The sequence below is a fragment of the Vibrio sp. H11 genome, from assembly GCF_004804295.1.
Lineage (GTDB): Bacteria > Pseudomonadota > Gammaproteobacteria > Enterobacterales > Vibrionaceae > Vibrio > Vibrio ostreae.
The window spans coordinates 58,517-76,865 of the sequence record NZ_SSHN01000010.1 but is presented as its reverse complement, the minus strand read 5'-3'; the positions used below and the strand labels follow the sequence as shown (position 1 = coordinate 76,865).

Annotated in this window: 14 protein-coding genes; 4 read left to right on the top strand and 10 right to left on the bottom strand. The window is 52.0% G+C overall.

Going from position 1 to position 18,349, the window contains the following annotated elements; translation table 11 throughout:
* The first annotated feature begins 81 nt into the window (after positions 1 to 81).
* A complete protein-coding gene (locus E6C74_RS15315; protein ID WP_136486795.1) occupies positions 82 to 639 on the top strand; it encodes an XRE family transcriptional regulator in 558 nt (185 codons plus the stop codon).
* A 94-nt stretch (positions 640 to 733) separates the two neighbouring features.
* Here the strand turns inward: E6C74_RS15315 and E6C74_RS15310 are convergent, their stop codons facing one another.
* From E6C74_RS15310 to E6C74_RS15285, 6 genes are all read right to left on the bottom strand, one after another.
* Positions 734 to 2,554 carry an ABC transporter permease subunit gene (locus tag E6C74_RS15310; protein WP_240798200.1) on the bottom strand — a complete coding sequence of 607 codons (1,821 nt, stop codon included), beginning with the start codon at positions 2,552 to 2,554 and terminating at the stop codon, positions 734 to 736.
* A gap of 14 nt (positions 2,555 to 2,568) precedes the next feature.
* On the bottom strand, positions 2,569 to 4,092 hold the full coding sequence (locus E6C74_RS15305; RefSeq protein ID WP_136486793.1) for an ABC transporter substrate-binding protein: 1,524 nt from the start codon (positions 4,090 to 4,092) through the stop codon (positions 2,569 to 2,571).
* A 115-nt stretch (positions 4,093 to 4,207) separates the two neighbouring features.
* Positions 4,208 to 5,023: a dipeptide/oligopeptide/nickel ABC transporter ATP-binding protein gene (locus E6C74_RS15300; protein ID WP_136486791.1), complete on the bottom strand. Its 816-nt coding sequence runs from the start codon at positions 5,021 to 5,023 to the stop codon at positions 4,208 to 4,210.
* On the bottom strand, positions 5,020 to 5,877 hold the full coding sequence (locus E6C74_RS15295; protein ID WP_206208424.1) for an ABC transporter ATP-binding protein: 858 nt from the start codon (positions 5,875 to 5,877) through the stop codon (positions 5,020 to 5,022). The genes E6C74_RS15300 and E6C74_RS15295 overlap by 4 nt, the downstream gene beginning before the upstream one ends.
* Before the next feature lie 154 nt (positions 5,878 to 6,031).
* On the bottom strand, positions 6,032 to 7,039 hold the full coding sequence (locus tag E6C74_RS15290; RefSeq protein ID WP_240798199.1) for a helix-turn-helix transcriptional regulator: 1,008 nt from the start codon (positions 7,037 to 7,039) through the stop codon (positions 6,032 to 6,034).
* A gap of 310 nt (positions 7,040 to 7,349) precedes the next feature.
* The gene (locus E6C74_RS15285; protein WP_136486787.1) at positions 7,350 to 9,806 is read right to left on the bottom strand and encodes a glycoside hydrolase family 3 C-terminal domain-containing protein; all 2,457 of its coding nucleotides are present in this window, start codon (positions 9,804 to 9,806) and stop codon (positions 7,350 to 7,352) included.
* A 314-nt stretch (positions 9,807 to 10,120) separates the two neighbouring features.
* Between E6C74_RS15285 and yghU the strand changes: the two genes are divergently transcribed.
* Positions 10,121 to 10,981: a glutathione-dependent disulfide-bond oxidoreductase gene (yghU, locus tag E6C74_RS15280; protein ID WP_136486785.1), complete on the top strand. Its 861-nt coding sequence runs from the start codon at positions 10,121 to 10,123 to the stop codon at positions 10,979 to 10,981.
* A 107-nt stretch (positions 10,982 to 11,088) separates the two neighbouring features.
* Here the strand turns inward: yghU and E6C74_RS15275 are convergent, their stop codons facing one another.
* A complete protein-coding gene (locus tag E6C74_RS15275) occupies positions 11,089 to 12,771 on the bottom strand; it encodes an electron transfer flavoprotein-ubiquinone oxidoreductase (RefSeq protein ID WP_136486783.1) in 1,683 nt (560 codons plus the stop codon).
* Positions 12,772 to 12,985: 214 nt separating this feature from the next.
* On the opposite strand from E6C74_RS15275, the gene E6C74_RS15270 reads away from it, so the two are divergent.
* Both E6C74_RS15270 and E6C74_RS15265 read left to right on the top strand, forming a co-directional pair.
* Positions 12,986 to 13,738, top strand: a complete 753-nt coding sequence (locus tag E6C74_RS15270; protein WP_136486781.1) for an electron transfer flavoprotein subunit beta/FixA family protein — start codon at positions 12,986 to 12,988, stop codon at positions 13,736 to 13,738.
* A 50-nt stretch (positions 13,739 to 13,788) separates the two neighbouring features.
* Positions 13,789 to 14,724 (top strand): FAD-binding protein, encoded by a 936-nt coding sequence (locus E6C74_RS15265; RefSeq protein ID WP_136486779.1) that lies wholly within the window; start codon positions 13,789 to 13,791, stop codon positions 14,722 to 14,724.
* Between the two features lie 155 nt (positions 14,725 to 14,879).
* Here the strand turns inward: E6C74_RS15265 and E6C74_RS15260 are convergent, their stop codons facing one another.
* Genes E6C74_RS15260 through pdhA form a run of 3 tightly spaced genes read right to left on the bottom strand, consistent with a single transcriptional unit; the run spans position 14,880 to position 18,092 of the window.
* Positions 14,880 to 16,028, bottom strand: coding sequence for a dihydrolipoamide acetyltransferase family protein (locus tag E6C74_RS15260; protein WP_136486777.1), 1,149 nt, complete (start codon positions 16,026 to 16,028; stop codon positions 14,880 to 14,882).
* On the bottom strand, positions 16,025 to 17,008 hold the full coding sequence (locus tag E6C74_RS15255; protein ID WP_136486775.1) for an alpha-ketoacid dehydrogenase subunit beta: 984 nt from the start codon (positions 17,006 to 17,008) through the stop codon (positions 16,025 to 16,027). Before E6C74_RS15255 ends, E6C74_RS15260 begins: the two co-directional genes overlap by 4 nt.
* Entirely contained in the window at positions 17,001 to 18,092 is a 1,092-nt protein-coding gene (gene pdhA, locus E6C74_RS15250) for a pyruvate dehydrogenase (acetyl-transferring) E1 component subunit alpha (protein ID WP_136486773.1), read from the bottom strand. The genes E6C74_RS15255 and pdhA overlap by 8 nt, the downstream gene beginning before the upstream one ends.
* Between the last annotated feature and the right edge of the window lie 257 nt (positions 18,093 to 18,349).

Genomic DNA, 18,349 nt, shown 5'->3' with positions numbered 1-18,349 from the left:
AGATTGTCAAATAAAACGTTTGACCAATTTAATGAACGGTTCCAAAGTGAGAGTTTACACACAACAGGATAATTATGAGTTATGAGTGCGAATCATCCGCCAATTGCCGAGATTGCTGTCAAGTTAAAGTCTGAAAGACAGAAGACTGGCTTGAGCATTGCCGAAGTTGCCCGGCGTGCAAACATAGCCAAATCAACCTTATCTCTATTGGAAAACGGATCAGGCAATCCTAGTATTGAAACGCTGTGGGCCATTTGTGTGGTGTTGGATATTCCGTTTTCACGCTTACTGCAAGAGCCTAAGCAGGTAACGAAAGTGGTTCGTTATGGGGAAGGGATGACAGTGGTGTCGCAAGGTGAAAATTATCAGGCGACATTGTTGGCTGCCTGCCCGCCAAACGTCAGCCGTGATATTTATCAGGTGGAAGCGAGACCGGGCCAACCACATATTTCAGCGGCGCACAATATTGGTGTCGTTGAGCATGTGTTGATCACCCGAGGTAGAGCCAGACTTGGGCCAATCGGCGAAGAGTATGAGTTAAAGCAAGGCGACTATATGGTGTATGCCGCTGATCAGCCGCATATATTCGAAGCTTTGGAAGAGGAAACCAGTGCGATGCTGGTCTCCGAATACCATTAAATTGTTCAAGGATCGTTGTTCGCGTTGCAGTGAAAAAAGTCCGGCTTGGCTGCTGACAAGCCGGATTGAGAGATTGGTGGTACAGCGCCGCCGATTAACGCCGCTTGTGACTAAAGACGTTGGTTGCGCTGACAGCAAACACCGACAACACGATGAGTGCCAGCGACGGGGCAAGCACCACCCAGTAACTGCGTTCAATGTACGGCATACCCTCCGCCAGAATTCGGCCCCATTCAGGGCTGGGCGGCATAGCACCGAGCCCTAGGAAACCGAGCGAAGCCAGCGCCAGTGCCAGGCCGGGAACACGCAACATGGCGTGTCGCAGCAGTGGTTTAACCACGGCAGGAAGCACGTAACACAGATTGCGTCTTACCACGCCCACTCCAATCAGCGGCAGCATCTGAATATACGGTCTGGCTTTTACTTCGGTGGTCAGCGCAGCTGCGTGTGCCGCTAGTGGCGCCCAGCTCACCAGCACCACCGCCAAGGTGGCGCCAAATAGTCCCGGGCCGTAAACGGCGGCGATCAAAAGGCCGCTGATGACCGGCGGAAGGGCATTCGCCACCTCAATCGGCCCGGCCATTAAACGCGGCCACTGGCCAATGATAAAGCCGATTACCAGACAAAATAGTGACACTGTCACGGCAAGCAGGCAGGTATAAAGGCTGCCATGGGCGACTCGAGCAAGCAGATCACGCCCCATGGCATCGGCTCCAAACGGCAGAGCCAAAGACGGAGGTTCAAGTCGCATAAAAGCGATATTGTAAGGGTCCCGTCCCAAACCGAACAACATTACCGCGGCCAGAAATGCCAGGCAGAGCAGAGGTAACCAGCGCGTACTCTGACTGACGGTGACATCCGACTCTTTAGGCATTGGCATCGCTCCCTGATGCAGGGCTCGGCCAAGCAGTAATGCTTTAAGCAGGTTGACACTGATGCCTACAACAAAAGCAAACAGCAGAATCAATAAGATACCGAGTTGTAAAGTCGGGACATCTTTGGCAATCGCAGCACCCAGCGTCGCCCGGCCCAAGCCCGGAATGGCAAAAACTTTTTCAACCGCGATGGCACCGCCGGTCAGTGAAACCATCACCAGGCCGATCATCGGTAGTACTGTTGTCAGAGCGCGTTTCATCACTGCCAGGGTGATATGAAAGCGGCTGATGCCCGCCACACTCCAGGTTGCTACCCAAGGCTCGGTAAATACCTGAGTGAGCGCATCTGACAACAAGCGTCCAAGGTATCCGCCAGCCGGAATGGCCAGTGATAAAGCCGGAAGAATCGTATAGCTAAAGCCTTGCCAGCCGAAGGGCGGCAACCAACGCAGCCATACTGCGCCAATCAGTAATAAGATTGATGCGAGTAAAAACTCCGGTAACGCGGTCATGGCGACGGCCAGAGTGCCGCTGCTGCGATAGGCGTTGCCACGCAGCCCGTGGTAAATAGTCGGGAGCGTGAGACAGATAGCGATGACAAACGCCGCGAGCAGTGCCAGCGCCATCAGTGTCAGCGAGACGCTGGCCGCACTGAGCATTCCATCCAGAATCGGACGCCCCGATACCCAGGACACGCCGGGATCGCCACGGAATATGCCTTGCAGCCAGTGCCACATTAAGGCAAGCGGCCCTTGATCCAGCCCGAGTGATTGACGGATAGCCTGCAAAGCTTCCTCACTCGGATTCTGCTCTGCAGAGCGCGCGCGCAGCAAAGCCAGCGCCGGATCCTGACCGGATAACCAGGGCAACAGGGCGACCAGTACCACCACACCACACAGAGTGGCGATGCGTGAACCGATAGTGACCATCCTTGAACCGGCAGGGGACAGGCGAGAGCACCACTCAATCAGATTGCTCAAGCCTGGCCGTCGAAAGCGAAGCCCGTTATCCGGGCGGCGCTGAACAACACTTTCAGTCATAAATGAGCGCTACCTTATTGCATGGTCTGTTGGTCAGACACCAGGTAGGTCTGATTGCTGACCAGCGTGCGTTCACGCGGGTCACGCACTGCCGCTCTTACTCGCTCTGATTCACCCTGGATAACGCGCTCGTGCAGCATAGGGATGGCGGCATCACTGGCGAGGATCAGACGCTCAGCCTCCATGATAGCCTGCTGACGTTCTGGTCCGGCCGGTAATGAAGCCGCGTGCTGCAGTGCATTATCGATGTCCGTCTGGCAAAGCTGAGCGATATTAAATGAGCCGGCGCAGCTGAAATCACTGTACATATAAGCAACCGGGTCGCCAGAGTCGAGCACGGTAGCGCGGGAAAGAATGAAGGCATCAAATTTACCGGCCAGTGCGTCAGACTCAATCTGTGAATATTCACGCACGACCTGTTCTACCGTAAAGCCTGCATCTGTAAGTTGCTGAGCCAGGTACACGGCGACCTCAGGCAGTTCGGTGCGATCAGTAAACGTAGCCAGGGTGATATGCGCGCCTTCCGGCAGGGCTGCTGGCGTCGGGTTGGCGACTGGCTGACGCAGTTTCGCGGCCCAGGGCAACGCTGGCCCCAGCAAACCTTGGGCAATATCGGCCCGCTTTTCATAAACATTATCCACGATTTGAGCCCGGTTGATGGCATCGCGCGCCGCGGCACGCATCGCCGGATCCTGCATTACCCCGTGACGAGTATTGAGATATAAAGTGTTGGTACGGGGCATTGGCACTTCGTGAATCAAAGACTGATCCAGTAACGGCGCCTGAGAAACAGGAATGGCTTCGACGATATCAGCGGAATGAGTACGTAACGCTGAAGATCGGGCAAGACCATCGGGAACAAAGCTGACATCAATACCTTCGGCCTGTGCGGGTTCGCCCCAGTAATCAGGGTTACGGTCTAATGTTGCTGAACTGGTGCCGTTGACGCCGGTCAATATAAATGGCCCGGTTCCAGCCAGCACCGGATTGATGACGCCATTTTCGCCATACGCACTGAGTGCGAGAATTGAAAGTTGCGGGCTGGTCAGACGTTGCGCCAGCAGAGGATCCGGTATTTCGCTGGTGATGATCACAGCGTGCTCGCCATCAGCACGGATTTGCAGTGTTACGCCATCCAGAATACGTGGTTTCGGCATTGCACTGGTTGCGGTGCTTAACGCGTTGACCACGGCTTTGGCCGTTAGTGGTGTGTGATCATGAAACGTCACGTCAGAGCGCAGCTGGAAACGCCAGGTTGTCGGACTCAGTTGTTCCCAATGGGTGGCGAGGGCAGGCGCAAGATTACCCTCTTGATCAAGAATGACCAGCGTTTCCGCTGTGCTCCAGCGAGACAATTTAAATGCATCGTCGCTGAGTGGAGTCAGGCCGGAACGCGGCGGCAGCAGCATGGCTAACTTAATGCGAGAGGATTGGGCCGAGTTTTCGCTGTTGATTGGTTGCTGTTGTTCAGAATCAAAGCAGCCCGAGAGCAGAGAAACGGACATAGCCAGCCCGAGCCAGGATTTGAGCGGTTTCATGAAGCAAAATATCCTTACTTATTAATTGGCAGACAATCGTGTTGACGCCGGTTGTGTGCAAAACGTGTTTTTACAAAAAAGTGTGTTTATAAAATCGTATCGGAACTCAATACAGTCAGAATGCGTGCACCTGCGAAGCCAGATGAGTTAAATTAATTTGCGGCACGGCATCAAGCAGCCTTTGCGTGTGCTGTGTCTCCGGACTCGCCAGCAGGTCTGCTGTCATCCGGTCTTCGACAATTTGCCCCTGGTGCATCACTATCATGCGTTCACACAGACCGGATGCCATCGAAATATCGTGAGTCACAACCAGCAAACCCATGCCATTTTGCTCGCACACGCTGCGCAGCAGGGCTTTCATCTGTTTACGTAAAGGCAAGTCCAGGCCACTGGTTGGTTCATCAGCCAGCAGGAATTTAGGTTTAACGATCAGGGCTCTGGCTAACGCGATGCGCTGGGCCTGACCACCGGATAATTCAGCCGCTTTGCGCTGCAGGATTTCCGGGGGTAACTCTACTTGGCGCACTGCCTGCTCCAGCATTGCCTGATCGGCGTTGCCCAGACCCAGTCTCTTGACCGGTTCAGCCAGCAAGCGGGCAACGCTTTGCTGCGGTGGCAGGGAAGTGTGTGGATCCTGCGGAATGTATTGCACCAGTCGACGGTAGGCTTTCATCGCTTTCCAAGACCTGTGGCGCAATGATTCACTTTCGCACTGGACATCACCACATTGCGGTAAAGCCAGTCCCAGAATGAGTTTCAGCAGGGTTGATTTACCGCTGCCGGATTCACCGACCAGTGCAATGCGTTCGTATTGGCCAAGTGTTAAATTGAGGTCGCGAATGATGTGACGCACCACTCCCGGCTGGCGGACGGTATAGCTCAGCTCGTTCAGACGCAGAAAAGGGGCGGAGGCAATAACGGAGACGCTCATGCGCTTTTGACCTCTGATGCAGATTGATCATTCCAGTCAATGACTTGATTGGCCGCACGTACAAGGCTTCGGGTGTATTCGTGCTCAGGTTGGGTTAACAACTGATGCATGGTTCCGGCTTCGACAATACGTCCGTTGTGCATCACGATCCCCCGTTCACATAACTGGGCCGCTACGTTGATATCGTGGGTAATGAACAACAGCGATAAACGGCGGCTGTGCAGTTGCTCCGGATGCTGGCAGGCATCTTGACCACAACACTGCTGCAGCAGCTCGATGACTTGTTTTTGATTGATGACATCCAGCGCGGTAGTCGGTTCATCAGCAACCAGCAGGTTGGAACCACTCAACAGAGCGAAGGCAATGCACAGACGCTGACGCTGGCCACCGGAAAGCTCTGAGGGTAAGCGATTGAGCAGGGCTTTCCCCTCAACAGTCGATTGCTCACTGTCATCGGCAGGGATGAGCTGCATCTGCTTGAGTAAGGGCAGTAAAGCTTGCTGTGAATGAATATTGGTACTGAGCGCCAGTTGTTTACCGACGCTCATCAGCGGGTTCAGTGCGCTGAACGTATCCTGGAATACGGTTGCCACACGTGCAGTGGACGGACGGCCAAGAACAGGCAGGGTCGTCACTGATTCACCATTAAAATGGATATTCCCTTCAACCTTGCAGTACGGGGCTAGAGTTCCGCTGATAGCCTTAGCCGTCAGTGACTTCCCCGAACCTGATGCGCCAAGCAGGCAAACACGTTCGCCTTCAAAAAGTTGTAGATTGATGTCACTGACCAGCTCGGACCCATCAATCGTAATTGATAAGTCTTTGATATCCAGTATACATTTTCTTTTATTCAAGCTTCTCAGCATAGTTGGGCCGTCTCATTACCTCTTGGTTATGTAATAACATAACAAAAGACAGCGAAATGAGAAAGCTTTCTGTTGTTTTTTCAGCTTATGAATCGTGGTGAAAAGGTGCTTTCCCCCCTAAAAATCAGAGTGCAGCCTCGCTCTAGGGCAGTTGAGTGTGTTTTCTGAACTGAATCGGCGACATGTTAGTTTGAGTCCGGAAAAAACGAGAAAACACCGACTGAGAGGAAAAACGGGTCAATTCGCTGATCTCACTCATACTTTTGTTGGTTTCAGTCAGCAAAACAACCGCTTTATTGAGACGAACCTTGTTATAAAGATCGGTGAAACATTGATTCTCATTACTCAGTTTATTATTTAATGTCCAACGACTGATACGCAGGTATTCACAGACTTTGTTTAACGTGCTGTGACCACATGTCAGGTTATGTTGGGTCATCAAAGTAGCGATAATATTTTCAATGCTGGCCGAGAATGAAGATGATTGAATCGTTTGATGAATATTATCCAAAGTGCGCCGCTGTAACTGATATAAACGCTGATTAAATAATGCATTGGCTTGATTAACCAGAGGGGAGCGGATAATAAAATAGTTGTGACTGGTGCCGAATAAGCATTTTGTAGCAAAACGGCGATTAATCATTTTTTCCGGGATGTTGTTATTATGAATAAAACCTATTTCTGCCTGAAAATCGACCAGGTACTGGCTGCTGATGTCATGCAGAAAAGCAAAATTAGCCACAGCACTGGAGACCATTTGATTTGGCCCTTGATCGGTATAACCTACTTTCAGGCCGTTGGGTGTGACCTCAACCTCACACAGATCGCAATTGCCGATCAAAGCACGGTATCTTACGTAAGACCTTATGGCATCGGCTAATGACGCTTCATTGCAGCATAAACTGAACAGTTCAGGAAACAGGGAGTAGGCGTTCTCGAGGCCGGACTGCGCAAAGAAGGTTTTCTGATAAGGACGACATTCATCTAACAGTGCGTAATGAGCCTGGCTGCTGATCCGGCCATGCTTTTTGTTGAGTTCATAACGATTAATATCACACTTTTCAATAATAACATCATTATCAATGCCAAGCTGGGATAGTTGGTTTAATATACCAAAAGTTAATGAGCTCGATACACTGCTATTCATCATCCACCCTTTTATGTCCATATAAATGAGTCAACATCATTAGGCATGATTATATCAGTCTTCATGGTTTTATTTGTAAAGGAATATGAATTGGTGATGTCTATTCAAAAAATAAGGTCAGGCAATATTCTTGTTACTGAGCGTTTTCTATTTGATACGAAAACTTTTAATTTTCCTCACATTAATAAGACTAAAAAGCCCGCATGCGGGCTTTTTAGAAAATGAGCAACGGTTAATGACGCCGTGCTTATTTTTAACTTGACTCTTTGTACAAGTGATTTTTTGCACAGGTGGTCGCTTTTTACAGAGGCGATTACTTAGCGACCGTGATGAGTCCTGCTGTGGTCACACCTTGTGGCAGAGCCAGCGCTCCTGGCGTGGTCTCGCTCACGACAATTTCCTTGCTGACGGTAAACGTAACCGGTGCGGTTGCTGCGCCGTTCAGCTTGCCATTGATATCTGAAGACGGAGCGATGTAGACCTGATAAGCGCCTGGTTCAATAATCCACTTGTTGCGACTGGCGTCAAAGCTGGCCAAATCGCGGGCAGAGATAGTAAACGCCAGTTTCTCATTCTGACCAGGTTGCAATAGCGAAGTCTTCGCGAATGCTTTCAGTTCAATAGCCGGCTTATCTAGTTTGCCCTGCGGAGCACTCACGTAGACCTGAGCCGCTTCTTTACCCGCGACATCGCCGGAATTATGAATGGTAGCAGAGAGCTGAATCAAGCCGCCTTTTTTACCTTTACGGCCAAGGGTGTTGGCAACCACTGTCGGGTTACGGTATTCAAAGTTAGTGTAAGACATACCATAGCCGAACGGATAGGCGGTATCGACATCGAACGACGTGTAGTAGCGGTAGCCGACATAAATCCCTTCGTTGTAATGTGACTCATCAACCAATCCGTCATTATCGATATCTGTCCCCGGGAAGGTCTGTGCCGATGGGACATCACTGTAGGATTTTGGCATGGTTTGCGCGAGCTTACCGCTTGGATTGACATCACCGGCCAGAATATCCGCGATCGCGTTGCCGGTTTCCTGACCGCCCATGTAGGCCAGCAAAATGGAGTCGACTTTATCTGACCATTCAGTGCTATCGACCACCCCGTTGACATTGAGTACCACGGTCACCGGTTTGCCTTCTGCGTGGAAAGCCGCTGAGACAGCGTTGATGATCTGCAGCTCTTCGTCGGTCAGCAGGTAATCACCGCGCGTATTGGTGCGATCGCCGCCTTCACCCGCCTGGCGTCCGATGGTGATAACCGCTGCATCATCGTTTTGCGCGGCGGCGTCGACCAGGCTTTGTAACTGTTCGCTGACCGGTGGTTCTTCACAATATTCATAACCGCCGAGCAGGGTATCGTTGGTCTGCTTATTTTCGGCAAAATAGGTCGTGTAGTAATCCGTCAGTTCACTATTGACCTCAAACTTCTCTTCCAGAGCCGGGGCAATGTGCGCTATGTAGGCGGCGTTGACATCACCACTACCGGTCCCGCCTTTGAGAGTGTTGATCTGTGTGGTGCCGAATGACGCGACTTTGGCACCAGAAGAGAGCGGCAGGGAAGCGTTACTGTTTTTCAGCAGTATCATACCTTCCGCTGCAGCCTGACGAGCGAGCTCGGCGTGCGCATCCAAATCAGGTTGATTCGAGTAGGAGTAGTTCAGGTAGGACGGGGTTTTCTGTACTTGGGTCAGGATTGCGACCACACTGTTGTCGATCGCTTCCATGCTCAGTGTGCCGGCCGCGTAAGAGGCTGCCAGATCGGCTTTTACGCCGCCCGGTTCGATCAAATCGTTGCCGGCACTGACCTGTTTTGCCGCCGATTCGACATCCCGGCCGACATCGCCGCTAAAGTCGCTGGTCAAACCGGATACGTTACCGGCAAACCAGTCAGACATCGCCAGGCCTTTAAAGCCCCATTCGTCACGCAGGATATCGGTCATGACATCTTTACGCTGGTTAACGTAGGTACCATTAAGTAGGTTATATGAGCTCATGATCGCCCAAGGCTGCGCATCTTCTACCGCGATCTGGAAGCCGCGCAGGTAGATTTCACGCAGGGTACGCGGGTCTGCGATGGTATCGTTGAAGAAACGGTTGGTTTCTGCGTTATTAGCGACGTAATGCTTGATTGTGGCACCGATGTGATTCGATTGCAGCCCGTTGACCATGGCGGCGGCAATATGGCCGGAAACAATCGGATCTTCAGAATAGTACTCAAAGTTACGCCCCAGCAGCGGGTTACGCTGGATATTCATCCCAGGTGCGAGCAGAAAGTCGACGCCGTACTCTTTGACTTCATTGCCTTCAGCCTGACCAACCTGCTCAACCAGGCGGGTATCCCAGGTCGATGCGAGCAGTGAGCCAATTGGCCATGCCGTCGCGTAATAGGTGCTGTTATCATTATCGCGGGTCGGATTAATGCGCAGGCCGGCAGGACCATCAGCCAGTTTAATTGCCGGGATGTCCAGTTTACGGTTTTTCACGCCGTTGATGTAACCGGCGACGCCGCTGACATCTTTAGTTTCATCCAGGTTAATCGCGTCCTGACCTTGGTAAGTGGTCAAATCCATGCCAGGTCCAGACAAGATGTCTAGCTTCTCACTCAGGCTGAGTTTTTTCACCATAGATTCCGCTTTCTTGCGATATTTGACACCGTTGTGCTGAATCTGGGTGTGGTCTTTCGCCGGAGCGGCCACTGCTGTGCCAGACACGGTCATGGCAACCGCGATGGTGACTAATGTAGGCAACGTTTTGAATTGAGACATGGTGTTTCCTTATTAATTATTATTCCATATGAATGAACGAGTCAGCGGAGTGGTCTCCGTGCTCTTCTGTACTCACTTCATACCTTAAGGGATCGCATCGCCGGCGTGCTTTGCATCTGGGAGAAATATTTGACATTTCGGGGAAGAGTTGTGAAATGTGATATCGGTGGCGAGTTTGCCACAGACTCTGGTTATGCTTTGTGTCACCAAGTCATAACCATTCGATCTAACTAAATGAGTCGCAGGGGTTTTTATCTGAGCCTGCCACCCCTATATCTGTGTATGCCGAACTCCAACATCAATAAGGAAACATAATGTCTAACGTATATGTACCACCAAAAGTTTGGACAATGGACAGCGAAAACGGCGGTCAGTGGGCGAGTATTAACCGACCTGACTCCGGCGCACGTCATGAAAAAGAATTACCGCTAGGGGAGCACCCGATCCAGCTGTACTCAATGGGAACTCCGAACGGACAGAAAGTGACCATCATGCTCGAAGAGCTGCTGGCACTGGGTGTCAAAGAAGCCGAATATGATGCATTTCTGATTCGCATCGGCGAAGGTGACCAGTTTGGCTCCGGATTTGTGGCGGTTAACCCGAATTCAAAGATTCCGGCGCTGGTGGATCGTTCCGGCGATGCTGCGATTAACGTTTTCGAATCGGGTAACATTCTGTTCTATCTTGCAGAAAAGTTTGGCCATCTGTTGCCAACCGATGTGGCTGCGCGCACGCAGGTGATGAACTGGTTGTTCTGGCTGCAAGGATCTGCGCCATACCTGGGCGGTGGTTTTGGCCACTTCTACGCCTATGCGCCGGAAAAATTCGAGTATCCGATTAACCGTTTCGCGATGGAAGCCAAGCGTCAACTGGATGTGCTGGACAAGCAACTGGCAAACCACACCTTTATTGCTGGTGAAGAGTACAGCATTGCCGACATTGCTATCTGGCCTTGGTACGGTAACCTGGTACTGAACAACGCTTACGATGCGGCTGAATTCCTTGATGTACAAAGCTATCAGCACGTGCAGCGTTGGGCGAAAATGATGGCGCAACGTCCTGCTGTTCAGCGCGGCCGTATTGTTAACCGACCATTTGGTGAAGAGTGGGAAGGCATTGAAGAGCGCCACAGCGCTGCTGACATTGATGCGGCACTGGCCAAAAAGCCTCAGTAAACGCCGAACAAAGTAACAAGAGAGCTGCGGCTCTCTTTTTTGATCTTAGCGTGTTTTGACCTGAGTTACATGCCACGGTAATGATGTTACATGCTGCGATAATTGTCTTACATGCTGCGGTAATTAGGGCCGCCTCCGCCTTCCGGCGGGCACCAGTCGATGTTCTGTGACGGATCTTTGATGTCGCAGGTTTTGCAGTGGATACAGTTCGCGGCATTAATCTGAAACTGAGGCTCTCCATTGACCTGAATGACCTCATACACTCCGGCCGGGCAGTAGCGTTGCGCCGGTTCGGCATATTTTGCCAGGTGCACCTGAATCGGAATGGTCGGGTCGCGCAGTTTAAGGTGGCAAGGCTGATCTTCTTCATGGCGTGTTGCGGTTAAATAGACAGAGGATGCTTTATCAAAGCTGAGTACACCATCGGGTTTTGGGTAATCGATCGGATGGCTGTGACTGATGCAAATAAGCCGTTCGTGATCAGCAAACGGGTCCTCCATCTGCCATGGGGCTGCGCGTTTGAACAGCGGCACCCAGACATTCTGCTCCAGGCTGTTGATCACGCCCCCTGCAAGGTTGCCGTAGCGGTGGATAGTGGCGCAAAAATTTTGCGATTGTTCCAGTTCGGTGTAAAGCCAGGAAGATTCGAACCGGGTTTGATAATCCGGTTCAGTCGGCGATTGGCCGGATTGCAGGCAGGCCGCAAAAACGGCTTCAGCGGCCAGCATGCCGGATTTCATCGCGGTATGGCAGCCCTTTATTTTGGCGAAATTGAGTGTGCCCGCATCACAACCTATCAGCAGCCCGCCGGGAAACTGCTGTTTGGGCAGAGAATTGAGCCCGCCTTTTGCGATGGCCCGCGCACCGTAGCCGATGCGCTGCCCACCGGTCAGATACTGACTGATTGCGGGGTGATGTTTGAGGCGTTGAAACTCTTCGAACGGATTCAGATACGGGTTGTGATAGTTGAGGTCGGTGATCAGGCCAACTGCGACCTGATTGTCGCCAAGGTGATATAAAAAGCTGCCGCCGGTGGTATGGGTTTCATTGAGCGGCCAGCCCAGGCCATGCAGCACGAAACCGGGCGTGTTGTGGGGATGATCGTCTGGCAATTGCCAGATCTCTTTCAAGCCCAGCGCATAATGCTGCGGCTGACGGCCGCGGTCGAGGTCAAAATGTTCTATCAGGGCTTTGCCAAGGTGGCCGCGTGCACCTTCAGCGAAAACGGTGTATTTGGCTTTGAGTTCAATGCCGGGCTCAAAACTGCGTTTTTGATCGCCATTTTTATCCAGGCCCATATCGGATGTGGTGACGCCTGTGACTGCACCGTTATCAGCATAGTTTATTGTTGCAGCGGCAAAGCCGGGAAAGATCTCTACGCCGAGCTCTTCCGCCTGAACCGCAAGCCAGCGACACAATTCCCCCAAACTAATCACGTAATTTTTCTGACTGTTGTGCATGGTTTTAGGAACGACAAAGCGTGGCAGGCGGATATGATTATGTTCTGTGACCAGGTAAGTAAATTCATCATGACTGACCGGAGTGGTGAGTGGTGCCTGGCGGCTGGCCCAGTCAGGAAACAGTTCATCCAACGCTGTAGTTTCAAACAGAGCGCCAGACAGTATATGGGCGCCGACTTCCGAGCCTTTTTCCACCACACAGATGCTGAGTCCGGGGCGGTTTTCAACTTGCTGCTCCTGGCTCAGTTGCGCCAGGCGGCAGGCACAGCTCAGCCCGGCGGGACCTGCACCGACAATGACCACATCAAACTCCATCGATTCTCGTTCCATGTCCCCGTCCTCGTTTCATGGCTGCGTGGCGCCTCTGCTCATGTATGGAGTAACTATAGTTCAGTTGACGTAAACGTAAACTAAACTAAGCTCAAATTAGCATCATCAAAAAAGCGGGCATAATCAACTTAACGTACGATTAAACAGTGTATTAGCCAGCTTTCCTCAGTGAAAATAAAACCCCGATGCAAAATCGAGTGCATAAGGAGGCGATGTGAAAGTCTTAGTTGCGATTAAACGTGTCGTTGACGCTTACGTAAAGGTAAGAGTGAAAAGCGACGGCTCAGGCGTTGAAACGAACAACGTAAAAATGGCAATCAATCCATTTTGCGAGATCGCCGTCGAAGAGGCGATTCGGTTGCGTGAAGCTGGCAGCGCCGATGAAGTGGTGGTGGTTTCAATCGGCGCTTTAGCGTGCCAGGAGCAATTACGAACCGCGTTGGCTTTGGGTGCCGACCGCGCGATTCATATCGAAACCGAACAGGTCCCGGAGCCCTTGTCGGTGGCCAAATTGCTGCATGCCGTAATGGAAAAAGAGCAGCCGGGCCTGGTTCTGTTGGGTAAACAATCAATCGATACCGACAATAATCAGGTGGCGCAGATGCTCGCGGCGCTGAGTGGCAGACCGCAGGGCACTTTTGCTTCAGCCGTACAGGTACAGGGCCAGGACGTGATGGTCACCCGTGAAATTGATGGCGGACTGGAAACGTTAAAGCTGAACCTGCCAGCCATCATCAGTACCGATTTGCGCCTTAATGAACCGCGTTATGCCTCCTTACCGAATATCATGAAAGCCAAGCGTAAACCTATGGAGGTTCTCAGCGCCAAATCTCTGGGTGTCACTCTGATTCAACATCAGCAAGTACTGGACGTGATGTCGCCGCCACAGCGCAGAGCAGGAATAATTGTTTCCGGGGTCGATGAATTAGTCGACAAGCTAAGAAATGAAGCCAAAGTGATTGATTAATCGTGATATCTCTTGCGAGTGCACGAGCGTGACAGAAACGGGAGCGAACGATGACGGATAAAGTGTTAGTGATTGCTGAACATAACAGTCAATATCCGGCGGTTGATACCTTACGAACCCTGCAAGCCGCACAAAGTCTGCATAGTGACATTGATGTTATGGTGATTGGTTATGGCTGTGAAGCGGTTGCCGAGGCGCTGCGCACTTGTCAGGGTATCGACACGGTCTGGCTGGCAGACGACGCGGTGTATGAGCACCATCTGGCGGAAAATATGGCTGAATTGATTGCCGATGTGGGTAAAGATTACCGTCATATTCTTGCTCCGGCGACCACATTTGGGAAAAACCTGCTGCCACGGGTTGCGGCGCTGCTGGATGTCGGGCAACTCTCGGATGTGGTTGAGATAGAGTCCGCCGATACCGTGGTGCGTCCGATTTATGCCGGCAATGCACTGTGCCGGGTCAAATCGCTCGATGCGATTAAAGTGATGACGATTCGCAGCTCTGCGTTTGCTTCTGTGTCGACTCAAGGCGGCAACGCTCAAGTGTCTGCGCTGGAGCAGGTCATCAAGTCCACCCAGTCGCAATTTATTGAGCGGCAGCAGGCGCAAAGTGAACGTCCGCAACTGGGCGCTGCCCGTGTTGTCGTATCTGGTGGTCGTGGTCTGGGCAGTAAGCAGCAGTTTCAGCTGGTGGAACAGTTGGCAGATAAACTGGGCGGGGCTATCGGCGCCTCGCGTGCGGCGGTAGATGCCGGCTTTGTTTCGAACGACTTGCAGGTAGGGCAGACAGGGAAAATTGTTGCTCCTGAGCTCTATATCGCCGTCGGTATTTCTGGCGCCATTCAGCATGTGGCGGGCATGAAAGATTCTAAAGTGATTGTTGCTATCAACAGCGATCCGGACGCGCCTATTTTTCAACTGGCGGACTATGGGCTGGTGGGGGATTTGTTCGAGATTATGCCCAAGTTGATTGACGCGCTGTAATCGTCGAAGGCAATGTGGCAAATCCGGTCTGATTCACACAGTTTGCTCCTGTATCGAAAAACACTGTCTCATTGCCAGCACTTTAGTGGATGAAAAACAGCGGCCATAGACTGGCCGCTGTTGGTATTGATGAGTCGTTCCGGCATGACACGATATTACATGCTTGGTCGCTGCAGATCGTCGACTAAAGCGCGCGCAAAGCGTGCGGCTTCCCCGCCGGTACAGGCTCTGTGGTCAAACGTGATAGAGAGTGGCATGGTTTTCACGTTCATCAACTGCTCATTTTTTATCATTACTCTTTCCACTATGCGTCCGGCCCCGACGATGGTGACCTGAGGCGGAGTAACAACTGGTGTGGCAAAAATGCCGGCAATGGCGCCAAAGTTAGAGAGTGTGATGGTGGCGTGTTGCAGTTGCTCGCGACCAATTTTACGTTCACGAATCCCCTGAACGGTATTATCCAGCCACTGGCGCAGCTCAGAGGGTTCGAACTCGTTGGCTTTACGCAGCACCGGCACATACAAGCCGTGCGAGCTGTCAACGGCAATACCGATATTGACCACGTTATGCACACAACGAGTCATGGTATCGGCATCAAACCAGGCATTGAGCGCGGGCTCCTGCTGACAGGCAAAGCAGATGGCCTGAATCAGGCGAATAGAAATGTCCTCACCGGGCTTCCAGTCCATCAGCAGGGCCTCTTCCGTAATGGTAACGGCAGCGACCTGTAAATGTGATTCCGTCATGGTATTAACCATAGTACGGCGTGCACCTTTGAGGACTTCGGTTCCCGGAATTTGCTTATCTGCGGCCTGATACACATCCGTTTCCAAAATCAGTCCGTCCGGACCGCTCCCCGAGACACGCAGCAAATCAACTCCGAGGCGTTTGGCGAGGAGACGGGCTGCTGGCATCGCACTTAATGGTTTTTGTACCGGCTGAACATGTTCACTGCTGCCGATCCAGAAGTCGTCGACATCAACGCTGTGGGATTGATTAGAGACGTTACCAACGACGGTTGCTGCATCCTGGCGTTTTTTACTCACGTCACCGTTTTGCTGGCTGGTGGCCTGATCTTCAATTTCAAGCAGCAGGCTACCAATATTGATGACATCACCTTCTTCACCGTGGCGACTGACAATTTTACCTGCATAAGGTGCCGGGACTTCCACCACAGCTTTGGCCGTTTCGACCGTCAGCACGACCTGATCGACTTCAACCCAGTCACCGACGTTTACGTGCCATTCAACAATTTCTGATTCGGCCAATCCTTCACCAAGGTCTGGTAACATAAATGACTTCATTTCCAACCCTCCACTAATTCCCGTGCTGCCAGGACAATGTCCTGTTCCTGAATCATGAAATAAGCTTCATTCTTGTAATAAGGCATTATGGTATCCATACCTGTCACCCGTTTAGGTGGTGCTTTGAGCAAGCACATGGCGTTTTCGGCGACACGGGCGAGGATTTCCGCCCCGACCGCGCAACTGCGGCTTGCTTCGTGGACGACCAGCAGACGACCGGTCTTTTGCAATGAGCGTTGTATGGTCGCCATATCAATCGGTTTGATACTGGCCAGGTCGATAACTTCCACTTCAACTCCTTGTGACGAGAGTGTCTTCGCAGCCTGCAGCGATTCCACGACGCATGCGCCCCAGGTGACCAGAGTCAGATCCCGGCCTTTGCGCAGGGTAAAGCAGGTATCTAAGGGCAGCGCTTCACCGTTATCTGTGACATTCGATTTCACTGTGCGGTAGATTCGTTTGGGCTCAAAAAACATCACCGGATCATTGCTACGTATCGCCGCCAGTAACAGGCCATAGGCCCGCTGTGGTGAAGAAGGAATGACCACTTTAAAACCGGGAATATGGGCAAACAGAGCTTCTACGCTTTCCGAGTGATGTTCAGGTGCATGGATACCGCCGCCGAATGGCGCCCGGAATACCGCTGGGCAGGTGAGACGGCCACGGGTTCGGTTACGCATCCGCGCAGCATGGCACATCAGATGTTCCATGGCCGGAAAAACAAAGCCCTGGAACTGAAATTCGGCTACCGGGCGCAGTCCCTGAGTCGCCATACCGACAGCGACACCGCCGATCAGCGCTTCAGCCAGCGGTGTATCAATGACGCGCTTGAAACCATACTTCTCTTTGAGTCCGACCGTAGCGCGAAATACCCCGCCGTTATCACCCACATCCTCGCCCATCACGATGACGCTGGGGTCGTGTTCCATTTCATGATGCAGAGCCAGATTGACCGCTTCCACTAGTGTCATTTCACTCATGATGACCTCCTTGCATGCGCATCGCCTTATTGATCAGTTCGTCACGCTGAGCGTGCAGATCAGGAGATAACGACTCATAAAGAAAATCAAAAGCGGATTCCGGCGCCTGAGGAGGTAAATCCAGATAACGTTGCACGGCGTGCTCAACCACCTCTTTACAGTGCTCCAGCCAGTTTTCTTCTTCCTGTTCACTCCAGGAGTTCTGGTTCATCAAATAGGTTTTTAGCCGGGAAACCGGTTCAAATTGCCAGGCTTGTTGCAGCTCGTCTTCGCTGCGGTAACGACTGGCATCATCGGCGGTGGTGTGATCGCTGAGGCGATAGCTGACGGCTTCAACTAAGGTTGCACCTTTGCCTTTGCGCGCTCGATCCAGGCTGGTTCGCACGGCGTCGTAAACCGCGACAATATCATTACCATCAACCGTAATGCCCGGAATACCGGCGCCCTTGGCTTTTTCCGATAAGAATTCGGCAGCGCATTGCAAATGGCGGGGAACAGAAATTGCCCATTGGTTGTTGTTCACCACAAACACCAAAGGAATGTGCCAGGCCCCGGCGCAGTTGATAGCTTCAAGAAAATCACCTTTTGAGGTGCCGCCATCGCCACACATCACCAGGGCAGCCTGATGTTGTCCCTGAATTTTCAGGGCAGCGGCGACACCGACTGCGTGCGTACATTGCGTGGCAATCGGAACGCAGAATGGCAGGTCACGACAGTGCTGCTCAGGATCAGGGGAAAAATCACTGCCTCGTTCGTCACCGCCCCAGTACTGGAGATTTTTTTCCATCGCGATACCTCGTGCCCACATGGCGGGCATATCACGATAGTAGGGGATAAAGACGTCATCGCGCTGCAAAGCGCGACCCACAGCGATGCCAACGGCTTCTGCTCCCAGATGGGAGGGATAAGTACCAAGCTTACCGGTGCGTTGCAGGGCCACAGCTTTGTGATCGTAGGTTCGGGTCAGCAACATATCACGATAGAAACTGGTCAGTGTTGCGATGTCTGCCCAAGCCGGTAGTGCTCTGAGCAGGTTGCCATGATGGTCGATAAATCGCTCCATAGGGAGTGCCTGAACGTTCATCTCAAGCTCCTTTTCGCCACTGCAGTGTCAAGCGCTGCCGGCAATCACATGTCATATAAAACTCACCAACAATCGGACGGGAAGCGCTCGCGATTATTGGTCGATTTAGGAACAATACTCGATACTTGTGGGGCTTCATGTATAAAACTGATTGTCGCTCAAGCAAGCAGTTCTCAAATCGTAAAACATAATGTGCTGCAAATCTGTCTGGATCGACGCCACAACGGCCTATTTCGCCTTGTTCCAGCAAGCAATGT